This is a genomic window from Acaryochloris thomasi RCC1774 (assembly GCF_003231495.1).
Lineage (GTDB): Bacteria > Cyanobacteriota > Cyanobacteriia > Thermosynechococcales > Thermosynechococcaceae > RCC1774.
The window spans coordinates 204094-225171 of sequence record NZ_PQWO01000001.1 but is presented as its reverse complement, the minus strand read 5'-3'; the positions used below and the strand labels follow the sequence as shown (position 1 = coordinate 225171).

Sequence of the window (21078 nt, the reverse complement as noted above, 5' to 3'; positions counted from 1 at the left end):
CGATGTTCTGCTGTTTTCTTCTCCTAACGCCTCTATATCCCCGCTTGCTAAAGCGTTTGGAGGGTGGGACCAATCAGAGATGGCAACTGATTTTCTTGATCAATCAGCCGGTCATTGATGGTTTGTAACGTGGATATATCGGATGTGGCCTGAGATAAATCTAAGTCGCCGTCCGATTGGGCCACTGCTTCACAGATTGAAAGTGACGGATATTTGCGATCGCGTAGCGCGTGGACAAATTTCAAGGTCCGAAAGGCATCAAACCAGCCCCAGAGAAAGAACCGAAAGTGAGGAAAGTCTCGACACTGTCGTTCGGCCTGCACCAGTATCTTCTCTAGCCCCATCTCCTGAAGAACATCAAGCAGCAGTGGATCCGCAGGCCACCACTTGGCGAGTCCCTGCTGCTGAATTAAGCTGAGACTGCACCACAGCTTTTCCACTAAGGCTAGCCAAGTCTTGAGCTGTCGGAAAATGTCAGGATTATAGAGCTGCAGGTCAGGTTCAGTGGTTAATCGCCCCATTGCTGCCCCCGTCCCGAAGGGCACACGCCCTGACACTCGTGAAGAGAGAGAAACGACGGGTGCTTTCAGCCGTTCAACGGGGCCTGTTTTGGTGAGCTTGTTGAGCATGTAAAAATCTTCTGCAGCCTGCCGCTTTGGGAACCCCCGAACCGCGACGTAGTTGCGGACGTTGATTTTCAGTAAGCTGCCGATATTTTGAAACGCATAGGGAGACCCTGCCGCCGCCATCTGCAGCACGTAGTAGCGCAGTGAAATCTCATACTGCAAAATATTGCGGTGGGGTGGGCAGTGACGAAACGGATAAATTGCGACGGCAACCGTTGGATCTACCTCTCCTAAATAGCCAAGGGGAAGCTCGACGTCTGCATCGGTGCAGTGAATCCAGGGGGAGACTACAACCTGTTCGGCAATGCAGGCAACGGCTAGATCTCCGCCAATTTTGCGCGCGAGTCCGACGCCCTGCTTATGCGGCAGCAAACGTCCGGCAGTGCAGCAGTCCACAATCAGTAGGGTGGACTGATTCTGTTGGGGCACGATGGTGAACAGAGCGCCTTTGGGGTAAAACTGCTCAAGGAAGATCTGCGTGTTTCGCAAGGCTGCAGTGTATTCAGCAGTTGCTGCTGCTGGTTTCTCGGCTTCTGCTGCGTTGACGACCACGATCACTAAGGTGTTCTGCAGGTCTTGAGGGAGAACTCTGTCTAGACTGTCAGGGGGTTCGTTGTGGGCTGGAATGACAATGACAAATTGATAGGTATGCGGCAGCAGTACTTTAGGCTCTAGTTCAGTTGCGATCGGTTCTGCGTAGCGATCTAAATAGGGACGGTATGGGTTAGATGGCATTGCTGGGGGACCGGAGGGTATGTGCGGGAAGGATTCTTAATAGAAGAGCTTTATCGGAGGCAATGCTTATTCCTTCCAGCAGACTATGTATATCGGTATACAGCAACTGGGAAACAATCTACGGGTGTTGCACTCGCCCCCCGACCCCCCAATTCTGGGGAGAGACGGCTGAAAGCTGTGGCTGGTTCGCTGCAATTTGACTAGGTAGAGAACTCAATGAAGTGCAGCTCTGACGGGTAGATTCTCTAACAAATTTGCTTCCTGGGTGAGCAAGGTTTCAAGCCGCGTTGTGATGGCGTTGGGGTCAAAATACTGTTGTGCTAAGGAGAGGAATAGGTCGGCATGGCGGGCTTCGGAACGTGCGATCGCAACATAAAATCCTTTCAGCTTGCCCATTGGGAGCGCGTCAGCAATGCAGGTAAACCGTTCTAACCCACGGGCTTCAATGATGCCTGCCACCAGGAGCCGATCTAAAAAATAATACTCAGTTCCTTTCCGAATCAGGGCGCGGAGCTGATTCACGTAGGGATCTTTCTGATCGGGGGGGATCGTAAGCTGGCGCTCTCGAATCAGCTTAAAAACATCGCGGTAGTGGCTCAGTTCCTCAATTGCTAAATCAATCATCTCGGCCACTAGTTCCGGCTTGTCGGGATAGTGGGCGGCTAAGTTCATGGCTACGCCTGAGGCTTTCTTCTCGTTGGCAGCATGATCAAGCAAGAAGGGGTCGAAGTCCGCGAGGACGGCATCAATCCACTGCGGGGAACTGTGGCACTGTAGCTGCAGAGGCATAGGAATCGTCGAATCTACAAACATCTCTTCCACATCATAGACAGGACTGGGAACAATCAGTCTGTTCAACAGAAGGATGCCGAAGTACTTCCAGAAGTCTCGCGAGAACCTGTAGACGCGATGTAAAACTTAGTGTGTTTTCCGGCCTGGTTGATGTTGATGTGCAAGGATTGGCGCTAGGTAATGATTTGTTCAAATCTACTGATTTTTAATCATGACTTCACTAAAGCGATTGACCCGACCGTTGCTTGGTTTGGCTGGAACAGTCCTTGTTACCTCCGTCATGGCACTGCCGTCCTTGGGTGCCTCTCTTTCATTTACAACCAGTCGTGCAGATCTGCGCAGCAACGATCGGTTAGATTGGGCTAGCCTAGGTCCGATTGATCCACCCCAGCCTTTTCGAGTTCTACCCTTTGCCTCTACAGCCACTTCAGATAATGGCTTACAGGTGAATATTGATATTCCGCCAACGGGCGATCCTACAATTACGCCACCCCTGCTATTTCAAACAACTGCTGCTGGTATTGCCACTAATTTTGCGCCTGACGACTTTGTTCTATTTACTGGGTTAGATCCCACCCAGTTCCCAGCACCCGGAAACCCAGGCCCCCTGTCGCTGAGCTTTGAAACGCCGGTTAGAGCCGTGGGTGCCCAAATTGCGGTGGACGATACGCCGATGTTTGACGCCTTTATTTCGGCTTTTGATCGTGACAATAATTTGCTCGGTAACTTCTCTGCGCCGGGTACGGCTTCCCTGGCTTTAGATAACTCGGCCCTATTTCTCGGAGCCTTGAGTGATACCGCAAACATTTCTCGACTCGAATTTAGTTCTTCAGTCCCAAATCGTGCCATCGGCATTAATGCGCTCAGTCTTCGAGCGGTACCTGAACCTAGCGGTGTCGCAGGACTTGTCCTCACAGGGCTAGGATTGCTTGTCATGAGAAAGCGGAAAACATTAAGTGGGCAACGGTAGTCCTCGACTGTTATCACAGTTCAAAACTCAGCCCCTCTATGCCGTTTATCACTTGTTCAGCCTGGTGTTTATCTGGAGCGCGATTTGGTGCTTTGCTGATGCTTGGGCAGCAGGGCAAGATCTAACGGTTACTATTGAGCTTCAGTCCGCTTGGACTCCGTTACGACATCTTGTTTTATTGATCGTGGGTCTGACGCTATTGTCACTGGAAGATGCATCGCTGCAGGTACTCGTGACGATGAAGACGCCGCAGAATTCTACCTCTGCTGATAGCCGCCAAGCGCTGTTTAATTTTCTGCGGCAGCACTTCCCGCACTTGGCGTCGCTGTACACCATTCTGGGCATTGCCCTCTGCTGGTGTGGCACTTGGGGGTTGGTGCTAGATATTCCGGTGCGGGCTTGGTTGCGATCGCTACTCACGCTCATCCTCGGATTGCTGATGTTATACATCGATAGCCAAGCAGACGCACTAGAACTCGATACTAGCGAGGATAGGGGGTAAATGGCCCGTATCAGTTGATGCCTTGGTCTTCAAGTCCTCTCATAGAGAAGGCTATTGATCAGTTCTCTGCCCTTGGGTGTGATCACCTGCAGCCGGAGGACCGAGGCGTCACTGGGCCGCCAGCTCACTCGATACTGATAGTCACCGTTGTACCAGGTATAAACTTTGCGATCTTGACTGGTGGCAACCGTGGCTCCCGATAGATTCAGAGAATCGCCTGTTTTGAGGTTGCGTCCCTCGTAAGTTAAGTTGCTGTTTTCTCCCCGCAGGGTGACCTGCCAAGTGTCATCTTGAAACGTTCCTGAGGGTGAGCCAGGGGTAGGCGTGGGCGTTGCGGTGGGCGTTGGAGTCGGGGTCGGGGTGGGCGTTGCGGTTGGGGTCGGAGTCGGCTTAGGCGCTTTAATGGCATCTAGTTCGCGCTTGGCTTTAGCAATGATGGGGGTTGTTTTAGGTTCCCAGTAGTCATTGTTGGGAAGTGCCCGAGCGGCATTTCTCGCTTCAATCCAGCGGCCCGCAGAGAGGGCGGTTTCAGCTCTTTCAAACAGGTCATTCTGTTCATCCCAGTCGGTCTGCCACTGTTCGATGGATTCTGTTGCCCCTGCATAGCTGTCGCTGTCGGTTGAGATTTGGGTTGCGATCGCAACGGCCTCCCCTAGATCTCCTGTCTCTGCTTCATCCTGTGCCTGAACTAAAAGCGCAGCACCTGCATCTGCTTTAGGCGTGACTTCAACCGTTGGCGACGAATTGTTGAAACTAGACTGCAAAGCAACCGCACCCCCCACTAAGCCAGCAGCCAGCAACCCCGCGCCAATAAAAAGAGGGACTAGGGATCGAGAAGACTCCGGTTGGCTAATCGGTGCTGGAGTCGGAGCCGCAACAGGTACCGTGTAGTCAGGCTGTACCGTCGCCACCGGTTGAGGCTGTGTCGGGACGACGGGCTGAGCATTAATCGGTGGAATCGGTGGCGGAACAGGGGCTACAACTTCTGTCGGTGCAACGCGAAGCTGACGCAGCGCCTCTAGCGCCTCCCCTGCCGTTTGATAGCGCATCTTGAAATAGTGACGCACCATCTTGGTGAGAAATGCCGCTAACCCTTCACTGACTTGTGCCTGTTCACGCCAAATCACTTCACCATCTGCATCTTCGAGTAGCTGGGTTGGTAATAGGCCCGTCAGCGCTTGAATGCCGATTTTCCCAAGGGCATAGAGATCGCTGCTGGGGCGGGGATGACCGCTGACCTGTTCGCTGGGCATATAGCCCGGTGTACCGACCGCAACGCTTTGGCTGACCTGACTGGCGAGGACGGTGTTTTGAGAGCGAACCTGTTTAACGGCTCCGAAATCAATCAGAACCAGCCTGTCGTCTTTTTGCCGCCGGATGATGTTGTCGGGCTTAATATCGCGGTGAATGACGTTTTGGCTGTGGACAAAATCTAAAATCGTCAAGGCTTCATCTAAGAGCTGAATCACTTGATCTTCAGGCCAGCGCTGACCGAGTTCTTGGCTGAGGGGATGGCCTTCAACAAAATCTTGGACGAGGAAAAACTCTTGGCCATGCTCGAAGTAAGCCAGCAACTGTGGGATTTGATTGTGATGACCTAGATGCTCTAGAGTCTCTGCCTCTTTATTGAAGAGGCGTTTGGCAATGGTCAGAAAACTCGGATCATTCGTCGGTGGCTTTAGTTGCTTGACAACACAAACAGGGTTTCCAGGGCGCTGTGTGTCTTCAGCAACATAAGTTTGTCCCATACCCCCAGCCCCGAGGGGACGGATCAGTTTGTAGCGTCCTGAGAGAAGTTGACCAATCATGATTTAATTTGCGATACCGTTCCACCCTACTGGTATGCCCCATTACCAAGGTGGAATTGCAGAATTATTTTGATATAGAGATGTCGGCAGAGATATTTCTTAAAATCTCCCCCGCTAGCTGACGCAGTGCTCACGGTGTAAGTTCCCGCCATATCAGGGGGCCGCGCTCAGGAGTAAAGCGCCTATGAGCGTTGTCACGCCAACTCTGCAGACAGCCTCGTCAAGTAGAGCTTGACGAGGCTGTAAATCCCAAAGTAAAGTATGACTTGACAATAGATGTACGACATTGATGAAAAACCGATTGAAAGAACTGCGGAAGCTTCACCACAAATCTCAAGCTGAAATAGCTAGGGAATTGGGTGTTAGTCGTCAGGCCGTTAATGGTTTTGAGTCTGGTAAGTTTGACCCCAGTTTGGAGATGGCTTTCAAGCTTGCCAGTCTATTTAGTGTTGCGATCGAAAATGTTTTCATCTATGAGGCTGAAAGTCCCATGCAACCACAGATTAAACGATTCAAAAAATATTTTGGCCGTGAGCGTTTTGCTCAAAAAGCAATCAACGTGATCAAGTTTGCCGGTAATGAAGCCTCTCGTTCCAAAGCACCGCAAGTGGAGCTAGAACATTTACTAGTAGGGTTACTGGCTGATCCAACGACAACCTCTGCTCGTCTACTGCGTGCCAATGGTGCAAAGCAAGACGTCCCAACCGATGATCATTCTTTTGAATTTCAAGGAGAGCCAAAGTTGAGTTCTCAATGTAAGTCCGTTCTAGAGCTATCATTAGAGACCGTTCAGCTCAAGGATCAAAAATCAATTGGGACTGAACACCTTTTATGGGGGGTCATCCAACTCGCAAAAATAGATAGCAGCCCCACTCAATTGATTCAACAGTATGGAATTGATCTTGAAAGCCTAGAGAATCAGGTAGTGGCAAAAATTTGATTGCTTGATTGCGCTCCAGCCCCAGAGCATCGCACGCCTGGATGCTCTGGGGCTGTTTATCAGTATGGAGCGAAAGAATAAAAGCAACGGGGTGAAGCAGCAGATGCCGAGTGCCGTGAACCAGCAGGCCAGGCATCAATATCAGCTACGATTCTGTTGTTGTAGATGGACCAGAGCCGACCAAAATAACTCCAATACAGGCAAACAAAAAGCCTGCAATATTTCGCATTAGAGGGAGCCAATCAGACGTACGTGCCATGACAGGGGCAACACCAAACGCGAAGAACAAAATACCCCACAGTGGGGAAAACATCAGTGCCCATCGCCATGAAAATAGCTCTTCAGCATTGCGCGGTTGTGCCCCAAAGCCACAAATGAGTCCCCCTAAGATTGATGCAATCAGAGTAAAGACCCACTGCTCATCTGAGATCCCCGGCATGACGCTGCAGCCATCCCGACGGAGGCACACTTCAATCGAATTGATCGCCGTTAGAATTGCTTGGTCTTCGCCATTTTGTTGAATGTAGTACTTGTTGCCGAGGCGATTTTGAACCTCTAGCCAGAAATTACGGGGCAAGATCTGGTAAACGGCATCTCCGATACTGAAGTTGAGGATATTCCCTTCCTGTGGCTGGGCTAGGATCAATACACTATGGTCATCTAGACTCCATAGCTTTTTGATTGCCTGTCGAGGCGTCCGCTCAAGCTGCGTTAATACTCTGAGCTTCCAACCTGTTTCCTGTTCAAAGTCTGCCAAGCGCTGATCTAGATTCTCTTTTTGAACTGTGGTGAGTGACTTCGCTAAATCGAGAACTGCAGTTGACTCGGTCGGCAACGATATTGCAGTATCGGTCGCTAGAGCTGCTGGGGAACCTAATGCTATCCCCAAACTCATCAACATTGCCAAGAAACCTGTCAAACAAATTTTAAAAGTCGAATATTTCATAGCACTACAGCAAAGGAATAAAAAAGTTTATTAATAAGCAGCAGCAAAAATAGAACCTAACAACGCTGCCGCATGCTTAACAATACTTTATATTTTCCCTTTTAGCGAATATTCACAGACATGAAAATACCTAGAGGCTATGTCAGACAATGGGTTGAGAGTCTAACGATAGCCAAGCGCGCTCTCAGGTATCGCAACGCTGCAGCCAATTTCTGGGCCTTGGCCGTTTGTAGCCTTCCTTAAGCCTCTCTCCTTGATCCTGTACAACGCAGCAGATTTAAGTAAAAATAGCGCCACCCATTAAGCGCTGATAGCGCTGTTCCAGCTCTGTTCGCATGAGAGGCCAGCGTTCAAGGGTTGGGTCCTGTGCGATCGCCTTCTCCGCCGCATCTCTCGCTAGCTCCAGCGCTTCCTGATCGTCCACTAAGCTTGCCAAAGCCAGATCTGGTAGCCCCGATTGGCGCGTCCCCATCACTTCGCCCGGACCTCGAAAGCGCATATCCATCTCAGAAATCCAAAACCCGTCCTGGGACTGCTCCATCACTTTCAAGCGCTGCTTAGCGGTTTCATTCTTCGAGCTATTCATCAATAGACAGAAGGACTGGTGAGCACCCCGACCGACGCGGCCCCGAAGCTGGTGAAGCTGTGAGAGACCAAATCGTTCAGCATGCTCAATTAGCATCACTGTTGCGTTGGGGATATCGACTCCAACCTCAATAACGGTGGTAGAAACAATCACCTGCATCTCGCCATCTCGGAACCGGCTAATTTCAGCGTCTTTCTCGGCGGACTTCATGCGACCGTGGAGCAATCCCACCTTAAAGTTGGGGAAGACGGTATTTTGCAGTCGTTCATGTTCAGAAATTGCAGATTTAAGATCTAACTTTTCTGATTCTTCCACTAGCGGTAGAACGACATAAACCTGACGGCCCATTGCCACTTCGCGCCGAATCAAGTCATAGGCATGGGTGCGATCTTTGGGCGTCAGCATCGTGGTCTGAATTGCCTGCCGTCCTGGAGGCAGCTCATCAATCTGACTGACATCTAAATCTCCGTGGAGTGTCAGCGCCAGAGTTCGAGGAATGGGGGTTGCCGTCATCGTCAGCACGTGGGGATGTTGACCCTTTTGCTGTAGTCTGGCTCGCTGCTGAACGCCAAAGCGATGTTGTTCGTCAATGACGACTAAGCCTAGGCTCTGAAACTGTACTTTATCTTCAATCAGAGCATGGGTGCCAACTAGAAGCGGTAGTTCTCCCGTTTCTAGTTGGCTGGCAATTTCTCTGCGCTTGGCGGCTTTGGTGGAGCCGGTCAGTAACTCCACCGGTAAATGAAGCTGATTAAACCATTCCACGAGTTTGCGGTAATGCTGTTCGGCCAAGACTTCTGTTGGAGCCATGAGTGCGGTTTGGTAGCCAGATTGTATCGCAGCCAGTAATGCCACCACGGCTACAACCGTTTTACCGGCCCCAACATCTCCCTGTACAAGACGATTCATGGGTTCAGGAGATTCAATATCGGTCAGTATCTCTTTGACGACGCGCTGTTGGGCATCTGTGAACTGAAAGGGCAGGACATCATAGAATCGCTCCACGAGTTCGCCTCGAGCGCTGAGGGGATTGCTCTGTTGAGTCTGACGCTGTTGTTGACGCCGCAGCAGCAGACCAAGCTGCAGGTAGAAGAACTCGTCGAAGATCAGGCGGCGGCGGGCGCGGTCTAAGGCCGTGCTGTTTTCGGGGAAATGGATATTTGCGATCGCATCTCCAATACCTACTAAATTATGGCTGTTGAGCAAAGCTTCCGGCAGTGGCTCTTTGAGTTTCTTCGCTGCAGGCAGAGCCGCAATCACCGCTCGCCGCACTAAGGCAGGCTGCACTCCTTCCGTTAAAGGATAAATGGGCACCACCCGCCCCACCGTGAGCGAGTCAATCTCACCACCAGAATGATCGAGCACTTCGATATCAGGATTATCGAGGGTAATGCCATACTTGCTGCTTTTCACCAGCCCGGACGCCGCAACAATCGCCCCCGGAGGATAGAGCCGCTTTTGTCCCTCTTGCCAACCGCGACTGCGAAACCGATTCCCGGCGAAGAACCGATTCAGTTTAATTTGCCCCGTAGCATCTCGAATCGTCAGGTCAAAAATTGTCAGCTTCGAGTTTTTAGGACTGCTGAAGCAGTTGCAGCGACGCACCGTTGCCACCAGCGTCACCGTTTCCCCTACCTCGAGGTCTGCGATTTTGACCTGACGAGCATAGTCGATGTGATCGCGTGGATAGTAGAACAGAATATCTCGAACGCTATACAGACCCAGCTTGGCAAGTTTATCAGCACTTTTAGGGCCAACACCCGGAAGGTAGGTAAGTTCTTGATCAAGCGTAATCTCTCGATTCTTCGTTTCTAGCGATGTCGTTTTAGGTTGCTTGGGTTTAGGGGCAGATTCTGGCTCTATGACGCGACGGTAATCCTGCTGAGCGTGGTAGAGCAGACGGCGAGTTTCTGCGACAAGATGCTGACGTTTGTTGAGGGGCAGCTCAGAGTATTTTTCAAAGCGGGCGGCGGTTTGCTGCCAGCGTTCCTGCTCATCAGGCTTCAAAAAGGGAACGGCGGAGGTTTCTAAGCTTTGCTTGAGGAATTGGCTAAACCGAAATTCCTTGCCTTCGAGATCGCTAAAGCCGCGCTCGGCTTCGACAGCGAGCGATCGCTGCAGCCGTGTCCAGTCAGGCAGCGTTGGTGCAGGTGGAATAGGTGGAGCTGAATCAACCATTGCGGTTAGGCAGTGCTAGCCATATTCTAGGCTGAGTTCGTCGAAGAAGCCTTTGGATGAACTGTAAACTCAAGCTGCGAACGGTAGAAGCATACATCGAACGCGATAAAAAGTTCATCTGCTCCAGAAGAATTAGCACGTTGATTGCTTGGGTTCCAAAGGCAAACTGTACAGGCTCAAATTGGCCACCAGTTGTTTGAACAAGTGAAATATGCCTATTTTTCGAAACCAAGTTCCTCATCAAACTTAGTCTGTCTATGTTCTGAGGATTATCAAAAGAGAGTCGCCTGAGAAAAGAATAGGTTAAAGAAATTTTGATAACTGCAAAACGGAGAATATCTCAGAGAAAAAGAAGCTATATTCTAATATATTCAGAGCTTCTAGAAGCCTCTAAAGGAATTTAGACATGACTGCCTTTTGGCTATCTATTATTTCTATCTAGGACCATAGTTATTTTTTATGCGTATGCTTTGCATTATTTCTTGAGACTTCCTACGAAACAGCAGGCATCTGTATTCCCAGCTGTCTTCAAGCAATAGATTCGGGGCTAAAGTCATCAATCGTTGACCGACAATTTGCTTGGACTTGCGTCTTTGTCTTGTGATTGAAGAGCGAGTCGCGTTTCCGGAAGCAATAGCTTTGAGGACAGATGCGAGGGCATCTCTTTCCCTTTGAACTGAGTCAGGGCAAGAGGCAAGAAGCCCTGAAAAATTAGAGAGACCTCATAAACATGGGCACAGACTGTGATTAACTGCATAGTTAGAAATAGATAACAGATTAAAATTCTTCGCGCTCTTAGTCATAAGAGCGGTATATCCCACGCTCGATATCTGTTTATGACTTGGCCAAACTACGCTGTCAGTTCTCACTCCTAAATGGTTAAAAATTGTCTGTTTTTATCAACCTTTAGCCTTTGTGTGCTTGGGATGGCGGCTGGTGACGGTCAGGCTCAGGTTCAAGGCGATGCAACGGTCGGAACTCAGGTTACATCGTCGGATCAACTCAATTTTGATATTGATGGCGGTCGGCAAGTTGGCGGTAATCTATTTCAGAGCTTCAGAACTTTCTCAGTCCCCATAAATGGGTCTGCTGACTTCAACAGTGGACCTACTGTCACTAACATCATTAGCCGGGTAACAGGTTCCGCAGCCTCCAATATTGACGGATTAATTCGGGTCCCAAATAGTGATGCCAACCTTTTCTTCATTAATCCCAACGGTATCTTTTTTGGTCCCAATGCTCGTCTGAGTCTGGACGGTTCCTTCTTAGCGAGCACCGCTAGCCAAATCTTGTTTGCAGGAGGCGATCGCTTTAGCGCCACTCAGCCCACCTCTTTGTTGACTGTTCGCACGCCTATCGGTCTTGGATTTGGTCCCACAGCTGCCCCCATTCAAAACCAGTCGCGCACCACGGGGAGGTTAGGTTCTTCCCGAAGACGATTGGGCGATAGAACAGTGGGGCTGCAGGTTAATGCAGGCAGAACCTTGGCTCTGGTGGGCGGTGATATAGATCTCCTCGGGGGGAACCTTACCGCCGCACGGGGGCGCGTTGAGTTAGCGAGCGTTGGCCCCGGTAGCCGCGTAGATCTCAGTGCCGTCGGGCAAAACTGGATATTAGACGTGCCAGAGGGAGCGACTCTAGGCAATATTCGCTTGTCGCAAGGGTCATTAGTGACGGCTGGGGGGCGAGGTACGGGTTCGGTGCAGGTTCAGGGGCAGAAGCTAACGCTTTTGAACGCCAAAATCAATGCGACGCTTAGTACTAACCCTGTGGATATGACTTTTCAGGGCGGTACGATTAGCCTTCGGGTGCCAGGTCGAATTGTGCTTAGCGGTGACAGCGAAGTGGCAACACGTACTCGAGCGCCGGTCAGTGGAGGAACGGTGTTGATCGAGACGGGTCAGCTTATTTTGAGAGATGGTGGCACAGTAACCTCTTCAACCGTTGGGGAGAATAATTCTGGAGATGCGGGTCGGGTTGTGATTAATGCCACCGATCTGATTCGGGTAAGTGGTCGCAACCCGAGCCGACGCGGGCAAAGTGCGATCTTTTCCCAGAGTGTGGCGGGGGCGACAGGGAATGCCGGTCGGGTGAAAATCACCACACGACGACTGGTGGTTGAAAATGGTGGCCAGGTATCAGTGGGGGCTGTGGAAGATCCAGATCCAAATGGCTTTGGCCAAGGTGTCAGCAATGGCGATGGAGGTAGCTTAAGCATCATGGCCACCGATTCCATTCTGGTGACGGGGGTGGGAATTGATGAGAATGGCGATCTGCAACCCAGTGCCTTGATTGCAGAAGCTCAGGGTGAGGGCATGGCCGGGAGCCTGGTATTGAGAACGGGGCAACTTTTGGTTCAAGATCAGGGACTCGTCACGGTCAGCAGCCTAGAGGAGGGTTCAGCAGGTAATATTAGCGTTCTTGCTGATACCATTCGCCTGGAGGGGGGGCTGCTCAATGCAGAGACGGCAACCGACAGTGGCGGCAATATTGTGCTGCGGGCCGCAGACTATATTCTTCTACGTCAAGAGAGCATGATCTCAACCTCTGGCGGCATTGGGAACGCGGGAGGGGATGGAGGCAATATTCGGATTGCGGCTCCGCTGGTGGTCGCGGTCCCTGGTGAAAACAGTGATATTCGTACCGATGCATTTCTCGGAAATGGAGGTGCTGTCTCTATCAATACTGATGGGCTGCTCGGGTTCAGTCGTCCGCCTTTAGATACGGGATTGACGAACGATATCACGGCCAACTCTCGATTTGGTCTTGATGGGGTGGTACAGGTGAATACGCCCGAGATTGACCCGAGTAAGGATACGGTGGCGCTGCCGGAAGTGATCCGAACTGCGGTACTAACTCAGGGATGCCAAGCCGGGCAGCAGGGCAGCCAGTTCATTCACACTCGACGGGGGGGGAAACCTTCAGAGCCACAGGAGATCGGGAGCCAAAGCATCTGGGATGATCTCCGGCCTTCATCTATCAGGCGGGCCGTAAAGGCTCCGTCTCGGTGGCGAGGAGCGACCACTGGTCTGCGAAAATTGCCATCTCCCATTCGTCCTTTACAAGAGGCCCAGGGGTGGGCAAGAGATGCTAGAGGGAATCTTGTGCTGCTAGCTCAGGCTCCGAACGTGACGCCGAATGCCTTTGCTCAGGCTGCTGTTCCCTGTCACTCTTATTGACAATTTTTACTCTAGGAGTCTTATGCGTTCTTCGTTGACCTCTGTGTGTATCGGGACGGCTTTGAGTGGGGCAATGCTGCTGGGGGCAGCTCAGGTTTTATCCTCTACGCCAGAAGTGATACCTATAGATGCAGACAGTTCGCAGGGCATTGCTCAGGGCCGCGCGCTATATCGGCAGGGTCAGTTTTCGGCAGCTGCGAGGATTTGGCAACAGGAGCAAGAAAGATTGCTTTCTGTAGGTGACGTGCTCGGCCATGCCACCGTTTTGAACTATCTCTCGCTGGCCTATCAGCAGCTGGGGCGGCTGTCTGAGGCAGAAGATGCGATCGCAACCAGTCTCACTCTCCTGCAATCGTCTGGCCCATCGCAGCCCTATGCCCAAGCTCTCAATACCCAAGGACGTCTGCGGCTCATTCTAGGGCAACCGGAAGCCGCCCTCACGAGCTGGCAGCAGGCGACCGCCGTTTATCAGCAGTTGAATGACGCCACCGGCACAGCCGGTAGCCGGATCAACCAAGCCCAGGCAATGGAGGTGCTAGGACTTTATCGGCGCGCCTGTAAAACCCTGCTGCAGGCCAGCAACTTGCCCTCTGATTGCGATCTGTCCACCCCAGAACAGTGGCGGTCTGTCCTGCGTCACTTTGAGGCTCAGTCTGATCCGCAGCTTAAGCAAGTGGGCCTACGCACCCTCGGCAACAGCCTTCGGCTGGCGGGACAGCTTGACGCGGCGGGCACTATTTTGCAGGCCAGTTTAGCTCTGCCTCAAACACCGGTTGATCGAGCCATCACGCTGTTGAACCTCGGCAAGCTGGAGCATCGGCGGTATCAGCACCTACGGCCCCTAATCACCAGCGCCGCGATTTTGCCTGACGCGGCCCTGGCCCCTGCCCAGCAGGCTCTAGCCTACTGGCAGCAGGCAGACTTAGCCCTCTCCTCCGATGCCCAGATTCAGGCTCTAGCGTTGCAAAGTCAACTGCATCGGCTCAGTCTAGGCATCGAGCTACAGCAAAACCAAGACGCCCCCCCCCCCGCAGGGCAGATGTCCTTACAAGACAAGCCACAGATTGATCAAGTGATCGCCGCGCTCCGTCGTCGCGGTATTGCCCATCTCCCCACTAGCTATCAGGCCGTCAATGCCCAGCTCCACTTTACCCAGAGCCTCGTGCGTCTAGGCACAGAGCAGCGGCCCTTGGCACTCACGATGGCCAATACAGCCCTTCGACAGGCCCAGGAACTGCAAAATACCCGTGCTGAGTCCCACGCCCTCGGTTTGTTGGGGCAAATCTATGAGCAAAATCAGCAGTGGGCAGAGTCGCAGCGATTGACAGAGCAGGCATTGGTTAAGGCCCAAACCGTTAGGGCAACTGACTTAGCGGGTCAGTGGCAGTGGCAGCTGGGACGGATTTATCAAGCTCGCCGACAGCGGGACGCCGCCCTAAATGCCTATGAAGCTGCGATCGCAACCCTCACCAACAACCGCCGAGATCTCTTAGCCCTGGACCGCAATATTCAAGCGTCATTTCAGGCCGACGTCGAGCCTGTGTATCGCCAATTTGTCGATTTACTGCTGCAGTCCCCTGATCTCAATAATAATGCTCGGCTACAGCAGGCAATGGAGGTCATTGATACTCTGCAGCGCGTAGAACTCGAAAATTTTCTACGCTGTGACCTGGCCTCAATCGTGTCCTTAGCCCAGCAACCCTTGGCTGCAGATACCGCTCTCATTTACCCCATTCTTCTATCAGATCGAATCGAGGTGATCGTTAGGCTACCCGGTGGACAGATACAGCGTCATACGACCCGACTGCCACAGCCGCAAGTAGAAGCAACGCTGGCGCAGCTTAGAGTTGAGCTGGAAAAAAGCTATATCTCTAAGGATGTCCATGCCCTCTCACAGCAGGTTTACGATTGGATGATTCGTCCTGCAGAGTCAGAGCTGGCGCAGATTAAGAATCTGGTTTTTGTCCTGGATGGTTCCTTCCGCGATTTGCCCATGGCGGCACTCCACGATGGCGATCAGTACTTGGTGGAGAAAGGATATGCCGTTGCCCTTGTCCCTGGCCTCCAGCTTTTGCCGTCGCGTTCTCTCAGCCAGACTCGGCTACGGGCCTTAACCTTCGGTCTATCAGAAACGCCGCCCCTGCAGGCTGCGCCCCCTCTGCCACAGGTCGAGGAAGAGCTGACCCAGATCAGTGCCTACCTCCCGACTCGGCAGCACTTGAATCAGGCGTTTACCCCAGTAGAGCTGCAAAGAGAAATTCAGAGCACACCCTACAGCGTTGTTCACATTGCCACCCATGGGCAATTTAGTTCAGATCCAGAGCAAACCTATCTACAGACCTGGAACCAGCGCCTCCAGGGGAGTCAGCTCAGCAGTATTCTCCAAGATCGTGCTCCCCAAGGACTGCAGCCCATTGAACTATTGGTGCTCAGTGCCTGTACCACGGCGGCGGGGGACAACCGGGCGATTTTGGGGTTGGCGGGGCTGGCCGTGCAGTCCGGCGCTCGCAGTACGATGGCTTCGCTATGGTCCATTGGCGATCGCTCAACGGCACAGCTCATGCGTCATTTCTATCAAACGTTGACCACCCAGCAGGGCCAAATCACCAAGGCTGAAGCGCTGCGGCAGGCGCAGGTGAAGCTGCTAAAGACGCCCGGTTACGAGGCTCCTGGCTTTTGGGCACCCTTCCTGTTAGTGGGGGATTGGCGTTGAGGGTGTAGAGGGCTACAGCACTTCGCAATTCAGGATCGGTTGGGTTGCGATCGCATCTAACCCCGCAGATGCTAAAAAGCTTTTCCAGCTCTGGCTTGCCGGATTCTGGCATCGCTGCTGGGCGAGGGCCGTCAAGGCATCGTGCCAAATTCCGGATTGAGCATATTGCCGCAGTTGGCCCGGTCTGTATGCCTGGTCCGGCAGGTGTGCCACCCTCAAATCCTTAGGGTTCGACGTTGCGTATCTGATTAATCCCTCCACCGTCGGATTTTGAGAGGGACTTTGGGGTTGCTTCAGAACCGTGAAGCTCCAGCCATATAGCTGGTTTGCCGCCAGTGGACCCTTGAGCTGCACCCCAAAAATACCCGGCGTTGCAGGCAGCGTTACCCGTTGCTTGCTAACCTCACGGTGTTTCTGAAGCAGCACTAGCTCCGCTCGTCGTTCTGGCTCGGCCAGTGGCGGAACGTAAAACCACAGCGTTGGCGTCTCTGTGAGCGTCAATGCCCGATCTGAAACCGACTCTTCTAGACATTGACCCGAGCTGAGCGCTACTGCATCGGGGCTGGGTACCAGCGCAATCAGCCTTTGAGCGCAGCGATCGCGGGTTCCACCAGGGGTTCGGGTTGTGGGTCGCCCCCATCGCCGTCGATCTTTTTGTCGCTGGGCCGCATTGGGAGCCAGGAACGTAATCTGTGCCTGAGCGGTCGACAGCTCTTGAGCAGACAGTGCTCCGGCCATCAAACCTCCTCCTGCCAAACTACCGCCGAGTAGAAGACTTAGAATATATCTTGGCTTAAGCATCGCGCCCCCCTAATGTCGGCGGCTGGCCTACATGAGTGACCTTAACGTTTGTGTACACCATTACAACTCCCCCTGAAATTAACAACCCCATCATTGCAGGAACCAGGGGAATCCAGCCCCCAATTAGTAAGACACCCATACAGCTCCCAATTAGCACACCTACAGCAACAGTAAGCGAGGCAATACGTACAACTGTAGAAGACCATCTCCACACCAGTAGACTGCCTAACAACGACCAAGTTCCAATCCACAGGTATTCAACTCCTTGCGGCCACCACCAGATCAACGGTCGCCCCTGCTCAACCGCACTCAAGATTTGACTAATCATGTGGGCCTGAATCACGACGCCCGGTTGCTCACCATTCACCTGTCGCGTTCCAAAGGCTGTTGGGTGGGTATCCAAATCGGGCTTTACCACTCCAATCAAGATAATCCGCCCGGGTATCAAGCTAGAAAGCTGAGCGTCTAACCCTCCCCCCAATAAATCACGTAGATTCACCATCGGGAATTGAGCCCTTCGATAGTTCAGCATCACCTGATAGCCCTCTGCTTCTCCTGCTGGAAGCTGGTATCCACCCGCATCAGGGGAGAGCGGCTCAAACTCCACATTACCGATGTGAAGCACCTGATTTGACGTCAGCCGGGGTATCGGACCGCCAGACAAGGTTAGATACTGGCGAGCAATCCGAAGACTCAACGACTGGTCTGTATCACAGACCCTGACTGGGTCCATATACAACAACTGCCGCCGAATCATCTTTCTCGGATCTTCAGGTAAATCCGTAAATCCTAAACGCTCGGACGGGATGCCTGGCGGACTTGGAATGCTTGGATTAGGGCCAGGAGTAAAACTCCCTTCCGTTTGGGCAATCTCACAAACCGCTATAAACCTGGAGTTATTGAGAACTAAAGGTTTTAATTCTGGCTCAAATTCAACATCATGGTAGAGATCTAAACCAACAATGGTTGGTTCGTAGGGCTGTATTTTGTCCAGTAGCTGCTTGAGTGCCCGATCTGCTAAGTGTCCTTCTGGTCGCATGCCCTGCTGCCGCTGATACTGAAAATCGGCTTCGTCAATCGCCACGACCAAGAACCTGGCGTCTGATGCCTCTGCAGGCCGCCACTGCATTAGTTGATCAAATGCCTCCAGCTCTAAGTCCTGCAGAACGCCTAACGTGCGTACTAAAATCAGCCCCCCTGTTACCAACAGGCTGGCAACCACTGGAATCCAGGCCGGTACTCGTGGGGGAAGCTGCAAGTCAGAAGAGTGGCCCTGTAGATCTAACCAGGTAAGGGGTAAAACCGTGGGATTCTGACAAATAATAGGCAACCAACTGGCACAGGGACAATGCTGCTCAAATTCTTGGAGTTGCTCACGGGCGGTGCGGACGGCCTGTGGGGTTGGCATACCCGCCGCAAACGCCGCTAAGAAGTGCTTGAGAAACGCATGGGCAACTGGATCAGGCACTGCATCTCGGAAGGCGATGGTCTGGGGAATGTTTAGCTCTGCTAGGGTCCAGGCCAAGCCCAAGCTGTCGCAGGAATTAAAGATGGCGAGCTGCAGCCCCTGCTCAACAGCGTGGTTGAGAGCATGATGGAATTCGTTGATCGTCAGACTATTTTGTTCTGGATCATGGTTCAGCAGCAGTGCCGTTTGCCCATCAACGCGGGTGCTATGGCCAGCAAAAAATAGAATATCCCAGCGCTGTTCCCAGAGGCTTTGGGTTAGCTCTGCACGGCTGGGTTCCACTAAAAACGTTGCATCTACGTGGGCAAGCTGCTCTATAAAAGCGCGATCGGTGGCGACATCAATTTTGCGGTCATGGACGCCCAGTACAGGGCTACCGAGAACGGCTAAAATTTTAACTGATTTTTTCCGGGGGGCAAAATGTTGAAGCGGCGGACGGCTGCGAGGCAAACTCAAGGCAACGTCGGCTTGGGCATAGTCGATGACAAACTGCCAGCTATGCCACGGTAGAAGCTTAAGATCCTGATCGTCGGTCTCTAGAATCAGCTGAATCTGATGATGAAAGGATAAGTAGGTCCGCAGCGTTTGCTCAATGGCAACAAAAGACTCGTGCCGTAGCCAGCGGTTCAGCAACACCGGCAGTTGGGTGCAGTGCAGATCAAATTCTCGCCGGGAAAAACGGCTGCTGACGGCGGTTGGTTCATGGATGTCAATCCGGGTAGACCAGCCCAAGTTTTGGTAATGGGCTTGATACTGCGATTGCCACAACTGATAAAGGGCCATCAATTCTGGTGCAGCAGGTAGACTGCAGCTATCGCGCATCATAGGCTGCTGCTGCGGATCAAAAAGCTGGACATTGACGTTGGCAAACCCCTCTGCCAATGTCCCTTTGCCAAAGCTCAAAATCACTTGATACATCAACGCCGCCTCAAGTTCACGATGCGTTGTGCCGACGGGTCACGCTGGAAAAAGTTAGCATCTGCATGGGGCTCTTAGATCACAAAGGTCTCACTGATGCAGTTGTCTCCCAGCACAATCTGCAAGCCAAAGCTTTCTCCTAATTTACCGCTGAAGCTAGGAAGTTGGATGAAGCTATCGTGCTGCTGTGATTGCACCTCCCGCAAGCTCTCACCTGATTCGTCAAGGAGCTTAAGGTGTATTTGGGGCGGTAGTTCAGCAACTTCACCACCGGGCTGGAGCTGTACATGCATCAACATTCGCTCTCCGGCCTGTGGCGTAATCATCACCAGTAGGGCCACTTGAGACTGCGGGTCTTCTGAACTGAGCTTGAGATACTTCAAACGCTTAACCGAGCTACCGTCCCGTAGAGAAGATAGGCTACGCAGCGTTGGAATCAGTTGAGCCGTATCGGCCAGCAGCCGATCGAGGGGCTGCCAATCCGGTTCAATTTCCCCCGCCATCCACTGACTGAGGCTGACGGGCTCGTGCTCTGCGGATAGCTTCAGTTCTGGAATCTTGAGGCTCAACGGTTGCGGGTGTTCAGCAGTGGGATGCTCACGGAGCTGACGCGTTAGATCTGCGATCGCAAATGCCTGCACAAAGGGAGCAAGTGTAAAGTAAGCCACTGCCTTCTGATCCTGGGTCTTTAGCAAAGACCTGGCCTGCAAAGACCCTAGGGCCTCTAACAAATTGCCCTGAGTTGGCAACAATGACTCTAGATTAACCAGCGAAAGGGGAGCCGAAGCACAGGCCAGAGTGTAGAGTAGCTCTTGTTCAATCTGTGTTAAACGATTGAACACACCTGACAGCAAAGACTCGAGGCCTCCCGTCAGAACATTCTCTTGGGCGAGAAAGCCGCTCACATCGCCGTTGAACAAACGCTGAATCCTCTGGGCAACCATTTTTAGAGCTAGTGGATGCCCTTGATACTGATGAATTAACAGAGGCCAAGCCTTTTTGGCTTTCAAACCTTCCTGGGTGAGCAAAAGAGTCGCATCATTTTCTGGTAGCCCTGACAGCGATAGATACCTAAAAGAAGGAGTCTGACTCTGCATCAACAGGGAAGTCGGAACTTCAAGCGTTGTGATCACTAGACAGCTCCGGTGAGTTGCCACCGTCATCTGCTCAAAAAACGCCGCATAGTCTTCGTATCCGCTACGGTAGTGACCCGCCAATTGTCCTGGCTGCAGAATAGACTCAACCCCATCCAACACAAGCAGGCATCGATACTGACGGCATTGCGCTAGTACCCTAGCGAGGGCCTCATCTGCGGAGGTGGTAACCTCCGGTAGCTGGGCTGACAGGACTTCTAACGAACGCTGCAGCACAGGAGCTTGTCCCAAGGAATGCCAAACAACATACTCAAAACTACTCTGCACGTTTTCTGCTAGCTGCCGGGCCAAACCTGTCTTACCTACACCCGGGAGCCCCTGGATCGCGACGACAGAAGAGGGTTCAGCTTGTAGCCAATCCTTTAGCTGAGCCAGCTCTCCTTCTCGTCCCTCCAAAGGCAGGCACAGTGGGGCGCTCATTGTCCAATCTTGGTGCGGAGGAGCTGAGGCTCCACGAGCCAATGTCTTTGAAGCAAAGTTAGAGGTCCGTCGCTCTAATACGGTCTGAAGGTTGGACTTATTAACGTCTTCGGCCCAAGCCTTAGAAAGTAACTTCCAGAATTTTGGGCCAACATCACGCTTGAGATAATTCATGCTGAAGGGAGAGGTTTCAGCCATCTCGTCGTAGGTAGACCTCACCCATGTGCCACGAACAATTTCAACTTCCGGGGCGCTGAGATGCCTCTCAATAAAATCAAACACAGCTTCATCGATAATTCGTAGCGCAATCTCTACATCCATACAATTTGACCCGCACTATGA

The 21078-nt window shown here is 52.3% G+C and carries 13 protein-coding genes; 5 read left to right on the top strand and 8 right to left on the bottom strand.

The genetic code is table 11. The annotated features are described in order from the left end of the window. Positions 1-47: 47 nt before the first annotated feature. Together C1752_RS01205 and C1752_RS01200 are read right to left on the bottom strand one after the other, a co-directional pair. Positions 48-1361, bottom strand: coding sequence for a glycosyltransferase family A protein (locus tag C1752_RS01205; RefSeq protein ID WP_110984219.1), 1314 nt, complete (start codon positions 1359-1361; stop codon positions 48-50). A gap of 213 nt (positions 1362-1574) precedes the next feature. Continuing rightward, the gene (locus C1752_RS01200) at positions 1575-2150 is read right to left on the bottom strand and encodes a MiaE family protein (protein ID WP_110984537.1); all 576 of its coding nucleotides are present in this window, start codon (positions 2148-2150) and stop codon (positions 1575-1577) included. A gap of 214 nt (positions 2151-2364) precedes the next feature. On the opposite strand from C1752_RS01200, the gene C1752_RS01195 reads away from it, so the two are divergent. Both C1752_RS01195 and C1752_RS01190 read left to right on the top strand, forming a co-directional pair. Next, positions 2365-3123 carry a PEP-CTERM sorting domain-containing protein gene (locus tag C1752_RS01195; RefSeq protein ID WP_110984218.1) on the top strand — a complete coding sequence of 253 codons (759 nt, stop codon included), beginning with the start codon at positions 2365-2367 and terminating at the stop codon, positions 3121-3123. Then, the gene (locus tag C1752_RS01190; protein WP_110984217.1) at positions 3110-3625 is read left to right on the top strand and encodes a hypothetical protein; all 516 of its coding nucleotides are present in this window, start codon (positions 3110-3112) and stop codon (positions 3623-3625) included. The genes C1752_RS01195 and C1752_RS01190 overlap by 14 nt, the downstream gene beginning before the upstream one ends. Positions 3626-3654: 29 nt before the next feature. Here the strand turns inward: C1752_RS01190 and C1752_RS28840 are convergent, their stop codons facing one another. Further along, positions 3655-5433: a serine/threonine-protein kinase gene (locus tag C1752_RS28840; protein WP_199464243.1), complete on the bottom strand. Its 1779-nt coding sequence runs from the start codon at positions 5431-5433 to the stop codon at positions 3655-3657. Between the two features lie 289 nt (positions 5434-5722). Between C1752_RS28840 and C1752_RS01180 the strand changes: the two genes are divergently transcribed. Further along, positions 5723-6373 carry a helix-turn-helix transcriptional regulator gene (locus C1752_RS01180; protein WP_110984216.1) on the top strand — a complete coding sequence of 217 codons (651 nt, stop codon included), beginning with the start codon at positions 5723-5725 and terminating at the stop codon, positions 6371-6373. Positions 6374-6518: 145 nt separating this feature from the next. On the opposite strand, the gene C1752_RS01175 is transcribed toward C1752_RS01180, so the two are convergent. Then, positions 6519-7319 carry a TPM domain-containing protein gene (locus C1752_RS01175; protein ID WP_110984215.1) on the bottom strand — a complete coding sequence of 267 codons (801 nt, stop codon included), beginning with the start codon at positions 7317-7319 and terminating at the stop codon, positions 6519-6521. 277 nt (positions 7320-7596) lie between these two features. Continuing rightward, positions 7597-10083 carry an ATP-dependent DNA helicase RecG gene (gene recG / locus C1752_RS01170; RefSeq protein ID WP_110984214.1) on the bottom strand — a complete coding sequence of 829 codons (2487 nt, stop codon included), beginning with the start codon at positions 10081-10083 and terminating at the stop codon, positions 7597-7599. Between the two features lie 875 nt (positions 10084-10958). Between recG and C1752_RS01155 the strand changes: the two genes are divergently transcribed. Together C1752_RS01155 and C1752_RS01150 are read left to right on the top strand one after the other, a co-directional pair. After that, a complete protein-coding gene (locus tag C1752_RS01155; RefSeq protein WP_110984211.1) occupies positions 10959-13262 on the top strand; it encodes a two-partner secretion domain-containing protein in 2304 nt (767 codons plus the stop codon). 22 nt (positions 13263-13284) lie between these two features. Then, positions 13285-15975 carry a CHAT domain-containing protein gene (locus C1752_RS01150; protein WP_158534978.1) on the top strand — a complete coding sequence of 897 codons (2691 nt, stop codon included), beginning with the start codon at positions 13285-13287 and terminating at the stop codon, positions 15973-15975. A gap of 12 nt (positions 15976-15987) precedes the next feature. Here the strand turns inward: C1752_RS01150 and C1752_RS01145 are convergent, their stop codons facing one another. The 3 genes from C1752_RS01145 to C1752_RS01135 form a co-directional block, all read right to left on the bottom strand. Then, positions 15988-16713, bottom strand: coding sequence for a DUF928 domain-containing protein (locus C1752_RS01145; RefSeq protein ID WP_158534977.1), 726 nt, complete (start codon positions 16711-16713; stop codon positions 15988-15990). A 55-nt stretch (positions 16714-16768) separates the two neighbouring features. Next, the gene (locus tag C1752_RS01140; protein WP_110984208.1) at positions 16769-19162 is read right to left on the bottom strand and encodes a CHASE2 domain-containing protein; all 2394 of its coding nucleotides are present in this window, start codon (positions 19160-19162) and stop codon (positions 16769-16771) included. A 74-nt stretch (positions 19163-19236) separates the two neighbouring features. Continuing rightward, positions 19237-21057, bottom strand: a complete 1821-nt coding sequence (locus C1752_RS01135; RefSeq protein WP_110984207.1) for a DUF1822 family protein — start codon at positions 21055-21057, stop codon at positions 19237-19239. Positions 21058-21078 lie beyond the last annotated feature (21 nt).